The 17595-nt window shown below is 68.1% G+C and carries 14 protein-coding genes and 1 tRNA gene; 13 read left to right on the top strand and 2 right to left on the bottom strand.

Translation table 11 applies throughout. The annotated features are described in order from the left end of the window. Positions 1-78 precede the first annotated feature (78 nt). Positions 79-693, top strand: coding sequence for a TetR/AcrR family transcriptional regulator (locus ACWGJ2_RS16640; RefSeq protein WP_453346814.1), 615 nt, complete (start codon positions 79-81; stop codon positions 691-693). Between the two features lie 92 nt (positions 694-785). Here the strand turns inward: ACWGJ2_RS16640 and ACWGJ2_RS16635 are convergent, their stop codons facing one another. Both ACWGJ2_RS16635 and ACWGJ2_RS16630 read right to left on the bottom strand, forming a co-directional pair. Next, the gene (locus ACWGJ2_RS16635) at positions 786-1859 is read right to left on the bottom strand and encodes an adenosine deaminase (RefSeq protein ID WP_453346813.1); all 1074 of its coding nucleotides are present in this window, start codon (positions 1857-1859) and stop codon (positions 786-788) included. Between the two features lie 155 nt (positions 1860-2014). Continuing rightward, complete coding sequence (locus tag ACWGJ2_RS16630) at positions 2015-3253, bottom strand: pyridoxal phosphate-dependent aminotransferase (protein WP_453346812.1); 1239 nt, start codon at positions 3251-3253, stop codon at positions 2015-2017. 236 nt (positions 3254-3489) lie between these two features. Between ACWGJ2_RS16630 and ACWGJ2_RS16625 the strand changes: the two genes are divergently transcribed. The 12 genes from ACWGJ2_RS16625 (at position 3490) to rpsG (ending at position 17594) form a co-directional block, all read left to right on the top strand. Further along, positions 3490-3562, top strand: a tRNA-Trp gene (locus ACWGJ2_RS16625). 107 nt (positions 3563-3669) lie between these two features. After that, on the top strand, positions 3670-3951 hold the full coding sequence (gene secE / locus ACWGJ2_RS16620; protein WP_453346811.1) for a preprotein translocase subunit SecE: 282 nt from the start codon (positions 3670-3672) through the stop codon (positions 3949-3951). 75 nt (positions 3952-4026) lie between these two features. Continuing rightward, complete coding sequence (gene nusG / locus ACWGJ2_RS16615) at positions 4027-4899, top strand: transcription termination/antitermination protein NusG (RefSeq protein WP_453346810.1); 873 nt, start codon at positions 4027-4029, stop codon at positions 4897-4899. Between the two features lie 205 nt (positions 4900-5104). Continuing rightward, a complete protein-coding gene (gene rplK, locus ACWGJ2_RS16610) occupies positions 5105-5539 on the top strand; it encodes a 50S ribosomal protein L11 (protein ID WP_453346809.1) in 435 nt (144 codons plus the stop codon). 112 nt (positions 5540-5651) lie between these two features. Beyond that, complete coding sequence (gene rplA, locus ACWGJ2_RS16605) at positions 5652-6374, top strand: 50S ribosomal protein L1 (protein ID WP_453346808.1); 723 nt, start codon at positions 5652-5654, stop codon at positions 6372-6374. 411 nt (positions 6375-6785) lie between these two features. Continuing rightward, complete coding sequence (gene rplJ, locus ACWGJ2_RS16600) at positions 6786-7352, top strand: 50S ribosomal protein L10 (RefSeq protein WP_453346807.1); 567 nt, start codon at positions 6786-6788, stop codon at positions 7350-7352. A gap of 84 nt (positions 7353-7436) precedes the next feature. Continuing rightward, positions 7437-7826 carry a 50S ribosomal protein L7/L12 gene (gene rplL, locus ACWGJ2_RS16595; protein ID WP_453346806.1) on the top strand — a complete coding sequence of 130 codons (390 nt, stop codon included), beginning with the start codon at positions 7437-7439 and terminating at the stop codon, positions 7824-7826. A gap of 531 nt (positions 7827-8357) precedes the next feature. Beyond that, positions 8358-11843: a DNA-directed RNA polymerase subunit beta gene (gene rpoB, locus ACWGJ2_RS16590; protein WP_453346805.1), complete on the top strand. Its 3486-nt coding sequence runs from the start codon at positions 8358-8360 to the stop codon at positions 11841-11843. Positions 11844-11969: 126 nt separating this feature from the next. Beyond that, positions 11970-15869: a DNA-directed RNA polymerase subunit beta' gene (locus ACWGJ2_RS16585; protein WP_453346804.1), complete on the top strand. Its 3900-nt coding sequence runs from the start codon at positions 11970-11972 to the stop codon at positions 15867-15869. Between the two features lie 112 nt (positions 15870-15981). Beyond that, positions 15982-16464: a DUF1707 and DUF4190 domain-containing protein gene (locus ACWGJ2_RS16580; RefSeq protein ID WP_453346803.1), complete on the top strand. Its 483-nt coding sequence runs from the start codon at positions 15982-15984 to the stop codon at positions 16462-16464. Positions 16465-16749: 285 nt separating this feature from the next. Beyond that, positions 16750-17121 carry a 30S ribosomal protein S12 gene (rpsL, locus tag ACWGJ2_RS16575; RefSeq protein WP_003948652.1) on the top strand — a complete coding sequence of 124 codons (372 nt, stop codon included), beginning with the start codon at positions 16750-16752 and terminating at the stop codon, positions 17119-17121. 2 nt (positions 17122-17123) lie between these two features. Beyond that, the gene (gene rpsG, locus ACWGJ2_RS16570; RefSeq protein WP_453346802.1) at positions 17124-17594 is read left to right on the top strand and encodes a 30S ribosomal protein S7; all 471 of its coding nucleotides are present in this window, start codon (positions 17124-17126) and stop codon (positions 17592-17594) included. The last annotated feature ends 1 nt before the right edge of the window (position 17595 follow it).

Genomic DNA, 17595 nt, shown 5'->3' with positions numbered 1-17595 from the left:
CCTCTCCTCTTCCGCGTCCCGCGCCCTCTCCGGCGCCGACAGGTAGGTAAGTATTCACTCACCCAATACAGTGAGTGAATGCCCACCCGGAAGTCAACGCGCGCCCGCATTCTCGACGCGGCCGAGCAACTGATGCGCACCATCGGCCTCGCCCGCGCCACGACCAAGGAGATCGCCCGCGAGGCGGACTGTTCGGAGGCGGCCCTCTACAAGCACTTCCCCAGCAAGGAGGACCTCTTCGTCCACGTGCTGCGCGAGCGGCTGCCCCGGCTCAACCCCCTGCTCGACGAGCTGAACGCGGCGCCCCGCGCGCAGGACCGCTCCGTCGAGGAGAACCTCACGGAGACCGCGCGTCAGGCCGCGCTCTTCTACGAGCGCAGCGTGCCGATCGCCGCCTCCCTCTACGCCGAACCCCGCCTCAAGGAGCGGCACTACGAGGCCATGCGTGAACTCGGCGCGGGCCCGCACGTGCCCCTCGAAGCGCTCGCCGCCTATCTGCGCAGCGAGCGCGAGGCGGGCCGCATCCGCGCGGACGCCGATCCGGAAGCCGCTGCCAGGCTGCTGCTGGGCGCCTGCGCGCAGCGCGCCTTCCTTCGGGACTTCGATCCGGGCGACCCGTCGCCCGAGGCACTGGAAGCCTTCGCCTCGGGGACGGTCAGGGCCCTGCTCGCGGGTATCGCCCCGGAGGCGTGACCCCCGCCCGCACCCGAACCCGCACCCGGACCGGAGCCCGCACCCGCACCGGAGCCCGCCGAGTAGCGGGACCGTCAGTCGGCCGCCAGCAGTCAGTTGCCGGCCAGCCAGCCGTCGATGTCCGCGAGCACCCCGTCCCGCACCCCCTCCGGCATCGAAGCGCCGCGCACCGACTGCCGCGCCAGCTCGGCCAGTTCCGCGTCGGTGAACCCGTGCGCCTCCCGCGCCAGCTCGTACTGCGCCGCCAGCCGCGACCCGAACAGCAGCGGGTCGTCGGCGCCCAGCGCCATCGGGACGCCCGCGTCCCACAGCACCCGCAGCGGCACGTCCTCGGGCTTCTCGTAGACGCCCAGCGCGACGTTCGACGCGGGGCACACCTCGCAGGTGACGCCCCGTTCGGCCAGCCGCGACAGCAGCTGCGGGTCCTCGGCGGCGCGCACTCCGTGCCCGACGCGCCCCGCGCGCAGGTCGTCCAGGCAGTCGCGGACGCTGGACGGGCCCGACAGCTCGCCGCCGTGCGGCGCCGCCAGCAGCCCGCCCTCGCGCGCGATGGCGAAGGCGCGGTCGAAGTCGCGGGCGAAGCCCCGCCGTTCGTCGTTGGACAGCCCGAAGCCGACGATGCCGCGGTCCCGGTAGCGCACCGCGAGCCGCGCCAGCGTGCGCGCGTCCAGCGGATGCTTCATCCGGTTCGCCGCCACCAGCACCCGTATCCCCAGCCCCGTCTCGCGCTGCGCGGTCTCCACGGCGTCGAGGATGATCTCCAGCGCCGGTGACAGACCGCCCAGGCGGGGCGCGTACGACGTCGGGTCGACCTGGATCTCCAGCCAGCGCGACCCGTCCCTGACGTCCTCCTCTGCGGCCTCGCGCACCAGCCGCTGGATGTCCTCGGGCTCCCGCAGACAGGAGCGGGCGATGTCGTACAGCCGCTGGAACCGGAACCAGCCGCGCTCGTCCGTGGCGCGGAGTCTGGGGGCACCTCCCGGGCGAAGCTCCGGGGGCGGCTCGCCGCCGCTCAGGGCCTCGGGCAGATGGACGCCGTACTTGTCGGCCAGCTCCAGCAGGGTGCCGGGCCGCATCGATCCGGTGAAGTGCAGATGCAGATGAGCCTTCGGCAGCCTGCGGAGGTCTCGTTCGGCGGTTCCGCCGTGGGCAGGCACACTCTCCATCCAGAGATCTTGCCGCATGGCACCCTGCCGCCGGTAGTCGGTTCCCTGAACGTGCGCGCCCCGAACGCGAGCCCGAACAGGAAAACGGGCGGGACGCACGCCGCGTCAACGGCGTGCGCCCCGCCCGTCGCGGGGTGCGTGTGTGCGGCGACGCGTCAGTCGCGCGCCTCGCCCAGCAGCTTCTGCATCCGCGAGACGCCCTCGGCCAGGTCCTCGTCGCCCAGCGCGTAGGACAGCCGCAGATAGCCCGGGGTGCCGAACGCCTCGCCCGGCACGACCGCGACCTCGGCCTCCTCCAGGATCAGCTCGGCCAGCTCCACGCTGGAAGCGGGCCGCTTGCCGCGGATCTCCTTGCCCAGCAGGCCCTTCACGGCCGGGTACGCGTAGAACGCGCCCTCGGGCTCGGGGCACTCCACGCCGTCGATCTCGTTCAGCATCCGCACGATGGTGCGGCGGCGGCGGTCGAACGCCTCGCGCATCTTCGCGACCGCGTCCAGGTCACCTGAGACGGCGGCGATGGCGGCGGCCTGGGCGACGTTGCTCACGTTGGACGTGGCGTGCGACTGGAGGTTCGTCGCGGCCTTGATCACGTCCTGCGGGGCGATGACCCAGCCCACGCGCCAGCCGGTCATCGCGTACGTCTTGGCGACGCCGTTGACGACCACGCACTTGTCGCGCAGCTCCGGCACGACCACGGGCAGCGAGCTGAACTCCGCGTCGCCGTAGACCAGGTGCTCGTAGATCTCGTCCGTGAGCACCCACAGGCCGTTCTCGACGGCCCAGCGGCCGACGGCCTCCACCTGCTCGCGGGAGTAGACGGCGCCCGTCGGGTTGGAGGGCGAGACGAAGACGAGCACCTTGGTGCGCTCGGTGCGGGCCGCCTCCAACTGCTCGACGGAGACGCGGTAGCCCGTCGTCTCGTCGGCGACGACGGGCACCGGGACGCCACCGGCGAGGCGGATCGACTCGGGGTAGGTGGTCCAGTAGGGCGCGGGCACGATGACCTCGTCGCCCGGGTCGAGGATCGCGGCGAACGCCTCGTAGATGGCCTGCTTGCCGCCGTTGGTCACCAGGATCTGGGACGCCTCGACCTCGTAACCGGAGTCACGGAGCGTCTTCGCGGCGATGGCGGACTTCAGTTCGGGCAGGCCCCCCGCCGGGGTGTAGCGGTGGAACTTGGGATCGCGGCACGCCTCGACCGCCGCTTCCACGATGTAGTCGGGCGTCGGGAAGTCCGGCTCACCCGCGCCGAAGCCGATCACCGGGCGCCCGGCGGCCTTGAGGGCCTTGGCCTTGGCGTCGACGGCGAGCGTCGCGGACTCGGAGATCGACCCGATACGGGCCGATACGCGTCGTTCTGTCGGGGGCTGTGCAGGAGGAGTCGCAGCGGTCATAGAGGCATAGTCCCAGACCGCGCGGCGGCGCGGCACGGGGGTTTGCCGAGGCCCCGGGCCCGCGCCGGAGCCGAGCGACGGGCCCGTGCGGGAGCGGGCCGCGCGGGATCCTGTTCGACGCTGCGCGCCGGAGCACGTACACTCCTACGTCGTTGGCCTTCACCGACCATGCGGCGCTCGCGCCGGGCACGCCGCGGAGCCGCGCGGATGCGGTAGGTTGTTGAAGAACATCACAAAGGGTCGTAGCTCAATTGGTAGAGCACTGGTCTCCAAAACCAGCGGTTGGGGGTTCGAGTCCCTCCGGCCCTGCTACACACATCTTCACCATGGTGTGTGCTTGCGTACGTACTGAATTGCACCGCCGTGCGGCCGGGCCGGACGCCGCAGGGCACACGACCCGGATCAGGTGAGGACGAGTGACGGAGATCACGGATACCACCGAGGTCCCCGAACCCGGAGGGTCGTCGGAAGGCAAGAAGCCGCGACGGGGCGGGAAGCGCGGAAAGAAGGGGCCTCTGGCCCGTCTCGCGCTCTTCTACCGCCAGATCGTCGCCGAGCTCCGCAAGGTCGTCTGGCCGACGCGGCACCAGCTCTCGACGTACACCTCAGTGGTGATCGTCTTTGTCGTCATCGTCATCGGACTGGTGACCGTGATTGACTATGGGTTCACCGAACTCGTCAAGTACGTCTTCGGCTGACCGTCCGCGGAGGCCGCGCGCCCCGCGGTCGTTTCCGCACGTTCGACCCCTTGTAGCCAGGAAGAAGCAGCCACCGTGTCTGACCCGAACCTGAACGACGCAGTCGAGCCCGCAGAGGGTGACGACACCGCGCGCGACATCGTCGAGGCAGCGGACAGCGTCGACCAGGCGGAAGCTGCCGACGCCGCCGCGGGCGAGCCCGCCGAGGAGGCCGCTCTCCACGTCGAGACCGACGAGATCGCGGAGACCGCCGAGGACACCGAGGTCGAGGACACCGTGGAGGCCGCGGCCGAGGACGACGAGGAGCCCGAGGAGGAGCCGGTCGACCCCGTCACCGCCCTTCGCGACGAGCTGCGTCACCTCCCCGGCGAGTGGTACGTGATCCACACCTACGCGGGTTACGAGAACCGCGTGAAGACGAACCTCGAACAGCGCGCCGTGTCGCTCAACGTCGAGGACTACATCTTCCAGGCCGAGGTGCCGCAGGAAGAGGTCGTCCAGATCAAGAACGGCGACCGCCGCACCGTCCGCCAGAACAAGCTCCCCGGTTACGTGCTCGTCCGCATGGACCTGACGAACGAGTCGTGGGGCGTCGTCCGCAACACCCCGGGCGTCACCGGCTTCGTCGGCAACGCCTACGACCCGTACCCGCTGACGCTGGACGAGATCGTCAAGATGCTCGCCCCCGAGGCCGAGGAGAAGGCCGCTAAGGCCGCCACGGCCGACGAGGAGGGCAAGCCCGCCGGTGGCGGCGGCCGCAAGGTCGAGGTCCAGGTGCTGGACTTCGAGGTCGGCGACTCGGTCACGGTCACGGACGGACCGTTCGCGACGCTCCAGGCGACGATCAACGAGATCAACGCCGACTCGAAGAAGGTCAAGGGCCTCGTCGAGATCTTCGGCCGCGAGACTCCGGTCGAGCTGAGCTTCGACCAGATCCAGAAGAACTGACCGTTCTTCCGCTTCTCGGCCGGTCAGCGTAAAGGCGCAAGGCCGAGCGGCGTAAAGACTTCCGACAGGTCAGACGGGCCCTTGGGGCCGGTCTGACCTGCTCGGTTTCAGAGCCTGCCACGGTACGGGCTATCGTGGTGCGGTATGCCTCCACCCGAATGAGGGATGGAGGACGAATCACCTCTCACTAGGACCCGGAGAGAGCATGCCTCCCAAGAAGAAGAAGGTCGCGGGGCTGATCAAGCTCCAGATCCAGGCCGGTGCCGCCAACCCGGCTCCGCCGGTCGGCCCGGCGCTGGGTCAGCACGGCGTCAACATCATGGAGTTCTGCAAGGCCTACAACGCCGCGACGGAGTCGCAGCGCGGCTGGGTCATCCCGGTGGAGATCACGGTCTACGAAGACCGCTCCTTCACCTTCATCACCAAGACCCCGCCGGCCTCCAAGATGATCCTGAAGGCCGCAGGCGTCGAGAAGGGCTCCGGCGAGCCGCACGTGAACAAGGTCGCGAAGATCACCCGCGACCAGGTGCGTGAGATCGCCACCACCAAGATGCCCGACCTCAACGCGAACGACCTGGACCAGGCCGAGAAGATCATCGCCGGTACCGCCCGTTCCATGGGCGTCACCGTCGAGGGCTGAGCCCCAGCGTCACCCCGCACCGCCGTGGAAGGGCCAGGCGCTGGCCCGTACACCACGACTCCGTAACCGTCTCGCGGCCCGAGAGCCGCGAGGACTACTGCCAGGAGCAGAAGTGAAGCGCAGCAAGTCCCTCCGCAACGCGGACGCCAAGATCGACCGGACGCGGCAGTACCCGCCGCTGGAGGCCGTGCGGCTCGCCAAGGAGACCTCCGCAGCCAAGTTCGACGCGACCGTCGAGGTCGCCATGCGCCTGGGCGTCGACCCGCGCAAGGCCGACCAGATGGTCCGCGGCACCGTGAACCTGCCGCACGGCACCGGTAAGACCGCCCGGGTCCTGGTCTTCGCGACCGGTGACCGTGCAGCGGCAGCGGAAGCCGCCGGGGCCGACATCGTCGGCTCCGACGAGCTGATCGAGGAGGTCGCCAAGGGGCGTCTGGACTTCGACGCCGTCGTCGCCACCCCGGACCTCATGGGCAAGGTCGGCCGCCTCGGCCGCGTGCTCGGTCCGCGTGGTCTGATGCCGAACCCGAAGACCGGCACCGTCACCCCGGACGTCGCCAAGGCCGTCACCGAGATCAAGGGCGGCAAGATCGAGTTCCGCGTCGACAAGCACGCGAACCTCCACTTCATCATCGGCAAGGTGTCCTTCGACGAGAAGCAGCTAGTCGAGAACTACGCCGCGGCCCTTGAGGAGATCAACCGTCTGAAGCCGTCCGCGGCGAAGGGCCGGTACATCAAGAAGGCCGCCATCACCACCACGATGGGCCCCGGCATCCCGCTGGACGGCAACCGCACCCGCAACCTCCTCACCGAGGAGGACCCCGCCGCCGTCTGAGGTCCTCTGAGGTCCCCTCTGACCGCGCGCGGCGCGTCATGTGCCACGTAGGGGCCGGGTTCCGCTTCTCCCTCCCAGGAGAGCGGGACCCGGCCCTTCGGCATTGCCGCCGCATGATCCCCGTACGCGACGGGTATGAGGACCCGATTTGGTGCTTCCGGTACCCCTCGCGTACTCTCGACGAGAAGCCAAAGACCGCTGGTCGTCGTCGTGCTCGCTCAGAGAGCGCTTCGACCGAAGGATCCGCTAGCTGCGGACGGCCCGCGCAGGTGAATGAGGAAGCACTCCCGGTACGCGTGCGTCATGTACGCGCGTTCCGGTCGAGCTACGCCCCATGCGCCTGCGCTGGGGCGTTTCGTTTGTCCAGCCCCTTCCGAGCGGTCCTCATCACCCGGAAGGAGGCCGAGGCTCATGGCGCGAGAGCAGGTCGCACCTGACAAGATTGACGCCGTTGAGGAGATCACGGACCGGTTCCGTAACTCCAACGCCGCAGTGGTCACCGCGTACACCGGGCTTTCCGTGGCGCAGCTCAAGACGCTGCGCCGCTCGCTCGGTGAGAACGCTCAGTACCGTGTGGTGAAGAACACGCTGACCAAGATCGCGGCCAATGAGGCCGGGATCAGCGAGCTCGACGAGTTCTTCTCGGGCTCGTCTGCCGTCGCCTTTGTGACCGGTGACCCGGTCACGGCGGCGAAGGGTCTCCGTGACTTCGCCAAGGAGAACCCCGCTCTTGAGATCAAGGGCGGCATCGTCGACGGCGCGCGGTACAGCGCCGACGACCTGAAGAAGCTCGCGGACCTCGAGTCCCGCGAGGTGCTGCTCTCCAAGCTGGCCGGTGGCATGAAGGCGTCCATGGCCAAGGCCGCGGCGACCTTCGAGGCTCCGCTCACGAAGTTCGCCCGCACCGCGGACGCGCTTCGCAGCAAGGTCGAGGAGCAGGGCGGTGCCGAGACTTCGGCTCCCGCCGAGGCCGAGTAACGCAGTTCGCACTCGGTCCGCGGGCCCGAAAGCCCGCCGACATGTACACCCGGCACCAGCCGACTTAGTGGAAGGACCGCCATCATGGCGAAGCTCAGCCAGGACGAGCTGCTGGAGCAGTTCGCGGACATGACCCTCATCGAGCTCTCCGACTTCGTCAAGAAGTTCGAGGAGAAGTTCGACGTCGAGGCCGCGGCCCCCGCCGCCGCCGTTGTCGCCGCCCCGGGTGGTGGCGGCGCCGCCGCCGAGGCCGTCGAGGAGCAGGACGAGTTCGACGTCATCCTCACCGGCGCCGGCGACAAGAAGATCCAGGTCATCAAGGTCGTGCGTGAGCTGACCTCCCTGGGTCTCAAGGAGGCCAAGGAGCTCGTGGACGGCACCCCGAAGCCGGTCCTCGAGAAGGTCGCCAAGGACGCCGCCGACAAGGCCAAGGAGTCCCTCGAGGGCGCCGGCGCCTCCGTCGAGGTCAAGTGACCCTGAGTCTCTGACTCACCGGGTCCGATGACCCGGCAACGAAGGGCGATCACCCGTATGGGTGGTCGCCCTTTGGCGTCGCAGCCACGGTTGCGCGCCCCGCGGGGGATGGGCAGGTATGGTGATCTTCGTTGCCCTGGGGGCCTTGACGAACGGCACGCAGCGCGCAATTCTCGGGACGCGTCGTCACACCGATCCGGGATCCGAGGTGGATCCGGGGTGGATCCGAGGCATGGATCGGGCGCGGAGCGGGAAGTGTTGCGGCAAGCAGAATCCGACCCGGCGATCCGAGGCCGCCGGAGCGGAAGCGGCGCAGAAGAACAACAAGGGGAACGGACCTCCCGGAGGAGCGATTGCCACCCGGCCAGAGGCGGGGACTGGGGCTTGACCCGGTCCCCGGAAATCCGCTCTGGACATCAGTGTGCCTTGTGGCTACACTGACCCTTTGCGCTGCCTGTTAGCTGCTCCCTGCCCGTCACCAGGGGCACCGGTATGCGCGTAGAGAGTCCGAGCCCTCGGAAGGACCCCCTCTTGGCCGCCTCGCGCACTGCCTCGACTGCCAATTCGAACAACGGCGCCAGCACCGCACCGCTGCGTATCTCTTTTGCAAAGATCAGGGAGCCCCTTGAGGTTCCGAATCTCCTTGCGCTCCAGACCGAGAGCTTTGACTGGCTCCTCGGCAACGACGCCTGGAAGTCGCGCGTCGAGGCTGCGCTGGAGAGTGGACAGGACGTCCCCACGAAGTCCGGTCTGGAGGAGATCTTCGAGGAGATCTCCCCGATCGAGGACTTCTCCGGGTCGATGTCCCTGACGTTCCGCGATCACCGCTTCGAGCCCCCCAAGAACTCCATCGACGAGTGCAAGGAGCGCGACTTCACGTTCGCGGCCCCGCTCTTCGTCACCGCCGAGTTCACCAACAACGAGACCGGCGAGATCAAGTCCCAGACGGTCTTCATGGGCGACTTCCCGCTCATGACCAACAAGGGCACCTTCGTGATCAACGGCACCGAGCGTGTCGTCGTCTCGCAGCTCGTCCGCTCGCCGGGTGTCTACTTCGACTCCTCCATCGACAAGACGTCCGACAAGGACATCTACTCCGCCAAGATCATCCCGTCCCGGGGTGCCTGGCTGGAGATGGAGATCGACAAGCGCGACATGGTCGGTGTCCGCATCGACCGCAAGCGCAAGCAGTCGGTCACCGTCCTGCTCAAGGCGCTCGGCTGGACGAACGAGCAGATCCTTGAGGAGTTCGGCCAGTACGAGTCCATGCGCGCCACCCTGGAGAAGGACCACACCCAGGGCCAGGACGACGCGCTGCTCGACATCTACCGCAAGCTGCGTCCGGGCGAGCCCCCGACCCGCGAGGCCGCGCAGACGCTGCTGGAGAACCTCTACTTCAACCCGAAGCGCTACGACCTCGCCAAGGTCGGCCGGTACAAGATCAACAAGAAGCTCGGCGGTGACGAGCCGCTGGACTCCGGCGTGCTCACCAACGCCGACATCATCGCGACGATCAAGTACCTGGTGAAGCTGCACGCGGGCGAGACCGAGTCGCAGTCCGCCGAGGGCGACACGATCGTCATCGAGACCGACGACATCGACCACTTCGGCAACCGTCGCCTCCGCAACGTCGGCGAGCTGATCCAGAACCAGGTCCGCACCGGTCTGGCCCGTATGGAGCGCGTCGTCCGCGAGCGGATGACCACGCAGGACGTCGAGGCGATCACGCCGCAGACCCTGATCAACATCCGGCCGGTCGTCGCCTCCATCAAGGAGTTCTTCGGGACCAGCCAGCTCTCGCAGTTCATGGACCAGACGAACCCGATCTCGGGTCTCACCCACAAGCGCCGCCTCTCGGCGCTGGGCCCGGGTGGTCTGAGCCGTGAGCGCGCGGGCTTCGAGGTCCGTGACGTGCACCCCTCGCACTACGGCCGCATGTGCCCGATCGAGACGCCCGAAGGCCCGAACATCGGCCTGATCGGCTCGCTCGCCTCCTACGGCCGCGTCAACGCCTTCGGCTTCGTCGAGACCCCGTACCGCAAGGTCATCGAGGGCACCGTCACGGACGACGTGGACTACCTCACGGCCGACGAGGAAGACCGCTTCGTGATCGCCCAGGCGAACGCGCCCCTCACCGAGGACATGCGCTTCGCCGAGGACCGGGTGCTGATCCGCCGCCGTGGCGGCGAGGTCGACCTCATCCCGGGCGACGACGTGGACTACATGGACGTCTCGCCGCGCCAGATGGTGTCCGTCGCCACCGCGATGATCCCCTTCCTGGAGCACGACGACGCCAACCGCGCGCTCATGGGCTCGAACATGATGCGCCAGGCCGTGCCGCTCATCAAGGCCGAGTCGCCGCTCGTCGGCACCGGCATGGAGTACCGCTGCGCGGTCGACGCCGGTGACGTCATCAAGGCCGAGAAGGAGGGTGTCGTCCAGGAGGTCTCCGCCGACTACGTCACGGTGGCCAACGACGACGGCACCTACACCACGTACCGCATCGCCAAGTTCACCCGCTCCAACCAGGGCACCTCCTTCAACCAGAAGGTGCTCGTGGACGAGGGGGCCCGCGTCATCGAGGGCCAGGTGCTGGCCGACGGCCCGTCCACCGACGAAGGTGAGATGGCGCTCGGCAAGAACCTGCTCGTGGCCTTCATGCCGTGGGAGGGCTACAACTACGAAGACGCGATCATCCTCAGCCAGCGGCTGGTCCAGGACGACGTCCTCTCCTCGATCCACATTGAGGAGCACGAGGTCGACGCCCGTGACACCAAGCTGGGCCCGGAGGAGATCACCCGGGACATCCCGAACGTCTCCGAAGAGGTCCTCGCCGATCTCGACGAGCGCGGCATCATCCGCATCGGCGCCGAGGTCGAGGCGGGCGACATCCTCGTCGGCAAGGTCACGCCCAAGGGTGAGACCGAGCTGACCCCCGAGGAGCGCCTGCTGCGCGCGATCTTCGGTGAGAAGGCCCGTGAGGTCCGTGACACCTCGCTCAAGGTGCCGCACGGCGAGACCGGCAAGGTCATCGGCGTCCGCGTCTTCGACCGCGAGGAGGGCGACGAGCTGCCCCCGGGCGTGAACCAGCTCGTCCGCGTCTACGTCGCGCAGAAGCGTAAGATCACCGACGGTGACAAGCTCGCGGGGCGGCACGGCAACAAGGGCGTCATCTCGAAGATCCTGCCGGTCGAGGACATGCCGTTCCTGGAGGACGGCACCCCGGTCGACATCATCCTCAACCCCCTCGGTGTCCCGTCCCGGATGAACCCGGGCCAGGTCCTGGAGATCCACCTCGGCTGGCTCGCCAGCCGCGGCTGGAACGTCGAGGGCATCGACGAAGAGTGGGCGCAGCGGCTCGCGGAGATCGGCGCGGACGAGGTCCAGCCCGGCACCAACGTCGCGACCCCGGTCTTCGACGGTGCGCGCGAGGACGAGATCGCCGGCCTCTTCCAGGCCACGGTCCCGAACCGCGACGGCGACCGTCTGGTCCAGCCGTCCGGCAAGGCGCAGCTCTTCGACGGCCGTTCCGGCGAGCCGTTCCCGGACCCGATCTCCGTCGGGTACATGTACATCCTCAAGCTCCACCACCTGGTCGACGACAAGCTCCACGCCCGCTCGACCGGTCCGTACAGCATGATCACCCAGCAGCCGCTGGGTGGTAAGGCCCAGTTCGGTGGCCAGCGCTTCGGTGAGATGGAGGTGTGGGCCCTGGAGGCGTACGGCGCCGCGTACGCGCTTCAGGAGCTGCTCACCATCAAGTCCGACGACGTGACCGGCCGCGTGAAGGTCTACGAAGCCATCGTCAAGGGCGAGAACATCCCTGAGCCGGGCATTCCCGAGTCCTTCAAGGTGCTCATCAAGGAAATGCAGTCGCTCTGCCTCAACGTGGAGGTGCTGTCCTCGGACGGCATGTCCATCGAGATGCGCGACACCGACGAGGACGTCTTCCGCGCGGCGGAGGAGCTCGGTATCGACCTGTCCCGGCGCGAGCCGAGCAGCGTCGAAGAGGTCTGACGGGCTGGCCGGCCGGATCTCTCACCATTTCCGGCCGGCTTTCCCCGGACCCGTTCAGACCATGATGAAGCGCCCGATTTATCGCTAACGCGAGGGGCACAACCCCGAAAGAGGGATTGACGACAAGTGCTCGACGTCAACTTCTTCGACGAGCTGCGGATCGGCCTGGCCACCGCGGACGACATCCGACAGTGGTCGCACGGTGAGGTCAAGAAGCCGGAGACCATCAACTACCGCACCCTCAAGCCCGAGAAGGACGGACTCTTCTGCGAGAAGATCTTCGGTCCTACCCGGGACTGGGAGTGCTACTGCGGCAAGTACAAGCGTGTCCGTTTCAAGGGCATCATCTGCGAGCGCTGCGGCGTCGAGGTCACGCGCGCCAAGGTGCGCCGTGAGCGGATGGGCCACATCGAACTGGCCGCTCCCGTCACCCACATCTGGTACTTCAAGGGCGTCCCGTCGCGCCTGGGCTACCTGCTCGACCTGGCCCCGAAGGACCTGGAGAAGGTCATCTACTTCGCGGCGTACATGATCACGTACGTCGACGAGGAGCGCCGCACGCGCGACCTGCCCTCCCTGGAGGCGCACGTCGGCGTGGAGCGTCAGCAGATCGAGCAGCGCCGTGACGCCGATCTCGAAGCGCGCGCCAAGAAGCAGGAGAGCGACCTCGCCGAACTGGAGGCCGAGGGCGCCAAGGCGGACGTGCGCCGCAAGGTGCGCGAGGGCGCCGAGCGCGAGATGAAGCAGATCCGCGACCGCGCCCAGCGCGAGATCGACCGCCTGGACGAGGTCTGGAACCGCTTCAAGAACCTCAAGGTGCAGGACCTGGAGGGCGACGAGCTGCTCTACCGCGAGCTGCGCGACCGCTTCGGGACCTACTTCGACGGTTCCATGGGCGCCGCCGCGCTCCAGAAGCGCCTGGAGACCTTCGACCTGGACGAGGAGGCCGAGCGCCTCCGCGAGATCATCCGCACCGGCAAGGGCCAGAAGAAGACCCGTGCGCTCAAGCGCCTCAAGGTCGTCTCCGCGTTCCTCCAGACCAGCAACAGCCCCAAGGGCATGGTGCTGGACTGCGTGCCGGTCATCCCGCCGGACCTGCGTCCGATGGTGCAGCTCGACGGTGGCCGCTTCGCGACCTCCGACCTGAACGACCTGTACCGCCGCGTGATCAACCGCAACAACCGGCTGAAGCGTCTGCTCGACCTCGGTGCCCCCGAGATCATCGTGAACAACGAGAAGCGGATGCTCCAGGAGGCCGTCGACGCGCTGTTCGACAACGGCCGCCGCGGCCGTCCGGTCACGGGCCCCGGCAACCGTCCCCTGAAGTCCCTCAGCGACATGCTGAAGGGCAAGCAGGGCCGGTTCCGGCAGAACCTGCTCGGTAAGCGTGTCGACTACTCGGCGCGTTCCGTCATCGTCGTCGGCCCGCAGCTCAAGCTGCACCAGTGCGGTCTGCCGAAGGCCATGGCGCTGGAGCTGTTCAAGCCGTTCGTGATGAAGCGCCTGGTGGACCTGAACCACGCGCAGAACATCAAGAGCGCCAAGCGCATGGTCGAGCGCGGCCGTACGGTCGTCTACGACGTGCTGGAAGAGGTCATCGCCGAGCACCCGGTTCTGCTGAACCGTGCGCCGACGCTGCACCGCCTCGGCATCCAGGCGTTCGAGCCGCAGCTCGTCGAGGGCAAGGCCATTCAGATCCACCCGCTCGTCTGCACCGCGTTCAACGCGGACTTCGACGGTGACCAGATGGCCGTGCACCTGCCGTTGTCCGCCGAGGCCCAGGCCGAGGCCCGCATCCTGATGCTGTCCTCGAACAACATCCTCAAGCCCGCCGACGGCCGTCCGGTCACCATGCCGACCCAGGACATGGTGCTGGGCCTGTTCTTCCTCACCACCGACGAGGAGCAGCGCAAGACCATCGGCGACGGGCGGTCGTTCAACTCCACCGCCGAAGCGATCATGGCGTTCGACGCCGGGGAGCTGTCGCTCCAGGCGAAGGTCGACATCCGCTTCCCGGTCGGCTCCACCCCGCCCGCGGGCTGGACGCCGCCGGTGCCGGAGGAGGGCGAGCCCGAGTGGCAGCCCGGTGACAGCTTCCGGCTGCGCACCACCCTGGGCCGCGCGCTCTTCAACGAGCTGCTGCCCGAGGAGTACCCGTACGTCGAGTACAGCGTCGGCAAGAAGCAGCTCTCCCAGATCGTCAACGACCTGGCCGAGCGCTACCCGAAGGTCACCGTCGCCGCGGCGCTGGACAACCTGAAGTCGGCCGGTTACTTCTGGGCGACCCGCTCGGGTGTCACCATCGCCATCTCGGACGTCGTCGTCCCGGACGCGAAGCCGGAGATCATCGCCGGTTACGAGGCCCAGGACGAGAAGGTCCAGAAGCAGTACGAGCGCGGTCTGATCACCAAGGACGAGCGCACGCAGGAACTGATCGCGATTTGGACCAAGGCGACCAATGAGGTCTCCGAGGCCATGAACGAGAACTTCCCGAAGACGAACCCGATCTTCATGATGGTCGACTCGGGCGCCCGAGGGAACATGATGCAGATGCGTCAGATCGCGGGTATGCGTGGTCTGGTGTCCAACGCGAAGAACGAGACCATCCCGCGGCCCATCAAGGCGTCGTTCCGTGAGGGTCTCTCCGTGCTGGAGTACTTCATCTCCACGCACGGTGCCCGTAAGGGTCTCGCGGACACCGCCCTGCGTACCGCGGACTCGGGTTACCTGACCCGTCGTCTGGTGGACGTCTCGCAGGACGTGATCATCCGCGAGGAGGACTGCGGCACCGACCGCGGCCTCAAGCTGGCGATCGCCTCCAAGGGCGCCGACGGCGTGCTGCGCAAGGCGGAGGACGCCGAGACCAGCGTGTACGCGCGCTGCCTCGCCGAGGACATCGTCGTCGACGGCAAGGTGCTGGCCCCGGCCGGTACCGACCTGGGCGACGTGCTCATCGACGAGCTGGTCCGGCACGGCGTCGAGACCGTCAAGACGCGGTCCGTCCTCACCTGCGAGTCGGCCGTCGGCACCTGCGCCATGTGCTACGGGCGCTCGCTGGCCACCGGCAAGCTGGTGGACATCGGCGAGGCCGTCGGCATCATCGCGGCCCAGTCCATCGGTGAGCCCGGCACCCAGCTCACGATGCGTACCTTCCACACCGGTGGTGTGGCAGGTGACGACATCACCCAGGGTCTGCCGCGTGTCGTCGAGCTCTTCGAGGCCCGTACGCCCAAGGGCGTCGCGCCGATCTCGGAGTCGGCGGGCCGGGTCCGCATCGAGGAGACCGAGAAGACCAAGAAGCTCGTGGTCACCCCGGACGACGGCTCGGACGAGACGTCGTACGCGGTCTCCAAGCGCGCCCGTCTGCTGGTGGGCGAGGGCGACCACGTCTCCGTCGGCCAGGCGCTGACGGTGGGCGCCACCAACCCGCACGACGTGCTGCGCATCCTCGGGCAGCGCGCGGTGCAGGTGCACCTGGTGGGCGAGGTCCAGAAGGTCTACAACTCGCAGGGTGTGTCGATCCACGACAAGCACATCGAGATCATCATCCGGCAGATGCTGCGCCGCGTGACGATCATCGAGTCGGGCGACGCTGAGCTGCTGCCCGGCGAGCTGGTGGAGCGCACGAAGTTCGAGAGTGAGAACCGTCGGGTCGTGGCGGAGAGCGGCCACCCGGCCTCCGGCCGTCCGCAGCTCATGGGTATCACCAAGGCTTCGCTGGCCACCGAGTCGTGGCTGTCGGCGGCGTCCTTCCAGGAGACGACCAGGGTCCTGACCGACGCGGCGATCAACGCCAAGTCGGACTCCCTGATCGGCCTCAAGGAGAACGTCATCATCGGTAAGCTCATCCCGGCCGGTACGGGCCTGTCCCGCTACCGCAACATCCGGGTCGAGCCCACCGAGGAGGCCAAGGCCGCGATGTACTCGGCCGTCGGTTACGACGACATCGACTACTCGCCCTTCGGCACCGGTTCAGGGCAGGCGGTCCCGCTGGAGGACTACGACTACGGTCCGTACAACGCCTGACGGCCCGGGCGCGTCGCGTAGACGCGCCGGGGTCCGGGTCTGACACAGAGGGCGGTCACCCCTACCGGGGGTGGCCGCCCTCTGTGCAGTATGGGCTGCGGGGGTGGTGCCCATGCTGGCCGGTGACGCGGACAGGGAGCGTGCCGCGGACGTGCTCAAGGCCGCTTACGCGGAGGGGCGTCTGACGAAGCCCGAATACGACCACAGGCTGGGCCGGGCCATGGCGGCCCGGACGCTGGCGGAGCTGCATCAGCTCACCGGGGACGTGCCGCACGGGCCTGGCCCCGGCGCCGGCCCTCCGACGGTGTATCCGCGCCCCGGGACGGCGCCGTACGGCTACGGCCCGCCCGGCCCCTACGGGCCGTGGGGACCGGCGCCGCGGCCCGTGAACGCGGCCTCCACGGGCGCCCTCATCTGCGGGCTGCTGGTCCCGTTCACGTGCGGGGCGAGCGGGGTGCCCGCGGTCATCCTGGGGCACAAGGCGCGGGCCGAGATCCGTCGCACGGGGGAGCGGGGGGACGGCTCCGCGGTCACGGGGCTGGCGATGGGGTGGCTCGGGTTCGCGCTCATCCTGCTCGTTCTCGTGCTGCTGTGAGCGGGGAAGAAGCCTTCGAGGAGCCGTCGAGAAGCCGTCGAGGCGCACGGCCCAGGTACTTGTTTTGACCGTGGGCGAGGCGGTAGGTAGGCTCTGACCTTGTGCCTGGGGTCTGCCCTGCCCTTCCGTAAGCGCTGAGTCGCACGGTAAGCGGATCTGGCGGACCGAAATCTGCACTTCCCCAAAATCGGTGGACGTTGCGGCCTTCGACACACCCGACCGCGTGGGTCGGGGAGTGGCCCAGGTTAGCTTTACCGAGACTGGCACACAGAAACCGGAGAAACGGTGCCTACGATCCAGCAGCTGGTCCGCAAGGGCCGGCAGGACAAGGTCGAGAAGAACAAGACGCCCGCGCTCGAGGGATCGCCCCAGCGTCGCGGCGTCTGCACGCGTGTTTTCACGACCACCCCGAAGAAGCCGAACTCGGCCCTGCGTAAGGTCGCGCGTGTGCGTCTGACCAGCGGGATCGAGGTCACCGCTTACATTCCGGGTGAGGGTCACAACCTCCAGGAGCACTCCATCGTGCTCGTGCGTGGTGGCCGTGTGAAGGACCTGCCGGGTGTTCGCTACAAGATCATCCGCGGCTCCCTCGACACGCAGGGCGTCAAGAACCGCAAGCAGGCTCGCAGCCGCTACGGCGCCAAGAAGGAGAAGTAAGAATGCCTCGTAAGGGCCCCGCCCCGAAGCGACCGATCATCATCGATCCGGTCTACGGTTCTCCTCTGGTGACCTCCCTCATCAACAAGGTGCTGCTGAACGGCAAGCGCTCCACCGCCGAGCGCATCGTCTACGGCGCCATGGAGGGCCTGCGTGAGAAGACCGGCAACGACCCGGTCATCACGCTGAAGCGCGCGCTCGAGAACGTGAAGCCGACCCTCGAGGTCCGCTCGCGTCGTGTCGGTGGCGCCACCTACCAGGTTCCGGTCGAGGTCCGCCCCGGCCGTTCCTCCACGCTCGCGCTGCGCTGGATCGTGGGCTACTCGCGCGCCCGCCGCGAGAAGACCATGACCGAGCGCCTGCTGAACGAGCTGCTCGACGCCTCCAACGGGCTCGGCGCGGCTGTGAAGAAGCGCGAGGACACCCACAAGATGGCCGAGTCCAACAAGGCCTTCGCGCACTACCGCTGGTAGT

This window comes from Streptomyces sp. NPDC054796, from assembly GCF_053611545.1.
The sequence above is the reverse complement of the archived record's forward strand: the minus strand, read 5'-3'. Positions and strand labels throughout refer to the sequence as shown.

What these genes read in the sequence shown, in the direction of transcription:
- rpsG (WP_453346802.1), top strand. Translation starts at nt 17,124, where the DNA reads ATGCCTCGTAAGGGCCCCGCCCCGAAGCGACCGATCATCATCGATCCG.
- ACWGJ2_RS16580 (WP_453346803.1), top strand. Translation starts at nt 15,982, where the DNA reads ATGCTGGCCGGTGACGCGGACAGGGAGCGTGCCGCGGACGTGCTCAAG.
- rplK (WP_453346809.1), top strand. Translation starts at nt 5,105, where the DNA reads ATGCCTCCCAAGAAGAAGAAGGTCGCGGGGCTGATCAAGCTCCAGATC.
- ACWGJ2_RS16635 (WP_453346813.1), bottom strand. Translation starts at nt 1,859, where the DNA reads ATGGAGAGTGTGCCTGCCCACGGCGGAACCGCCGAACGAGACCTCCGC.
- ACWGJ2_RS16640 (WP_453346814.1), top strand. Translation starts at nt 79, where the DNA reads ATGCCCACCCGGAAGTCAACGCGCGCCCGCATTCTCGACGCGGCCGAG.
- rplL (WP_453346806.1), top strand. Translation starts at nt 7,437, where the DNA reads ATGGCGAAGCTCAGCCAGGACGAGCTGCTGGAGCAGTTCGCGGACATG.
- rplJ (WP_453346807.1), top strand. Translation starts at nt 6,786, where the DNA reads ATGGCGCGAGAGCAGGTCGCACCTGACAAGATTGACGCCGTTGAGGAG.
- ACWGJ2_RS16630 (WP_453346812.1), bottom strand. Translation starts at nt 3,253, where the DNA reads ATGACCGCTGCGACTCCTCCTGCACAGCCCCCGACAGAACGACGCGTA.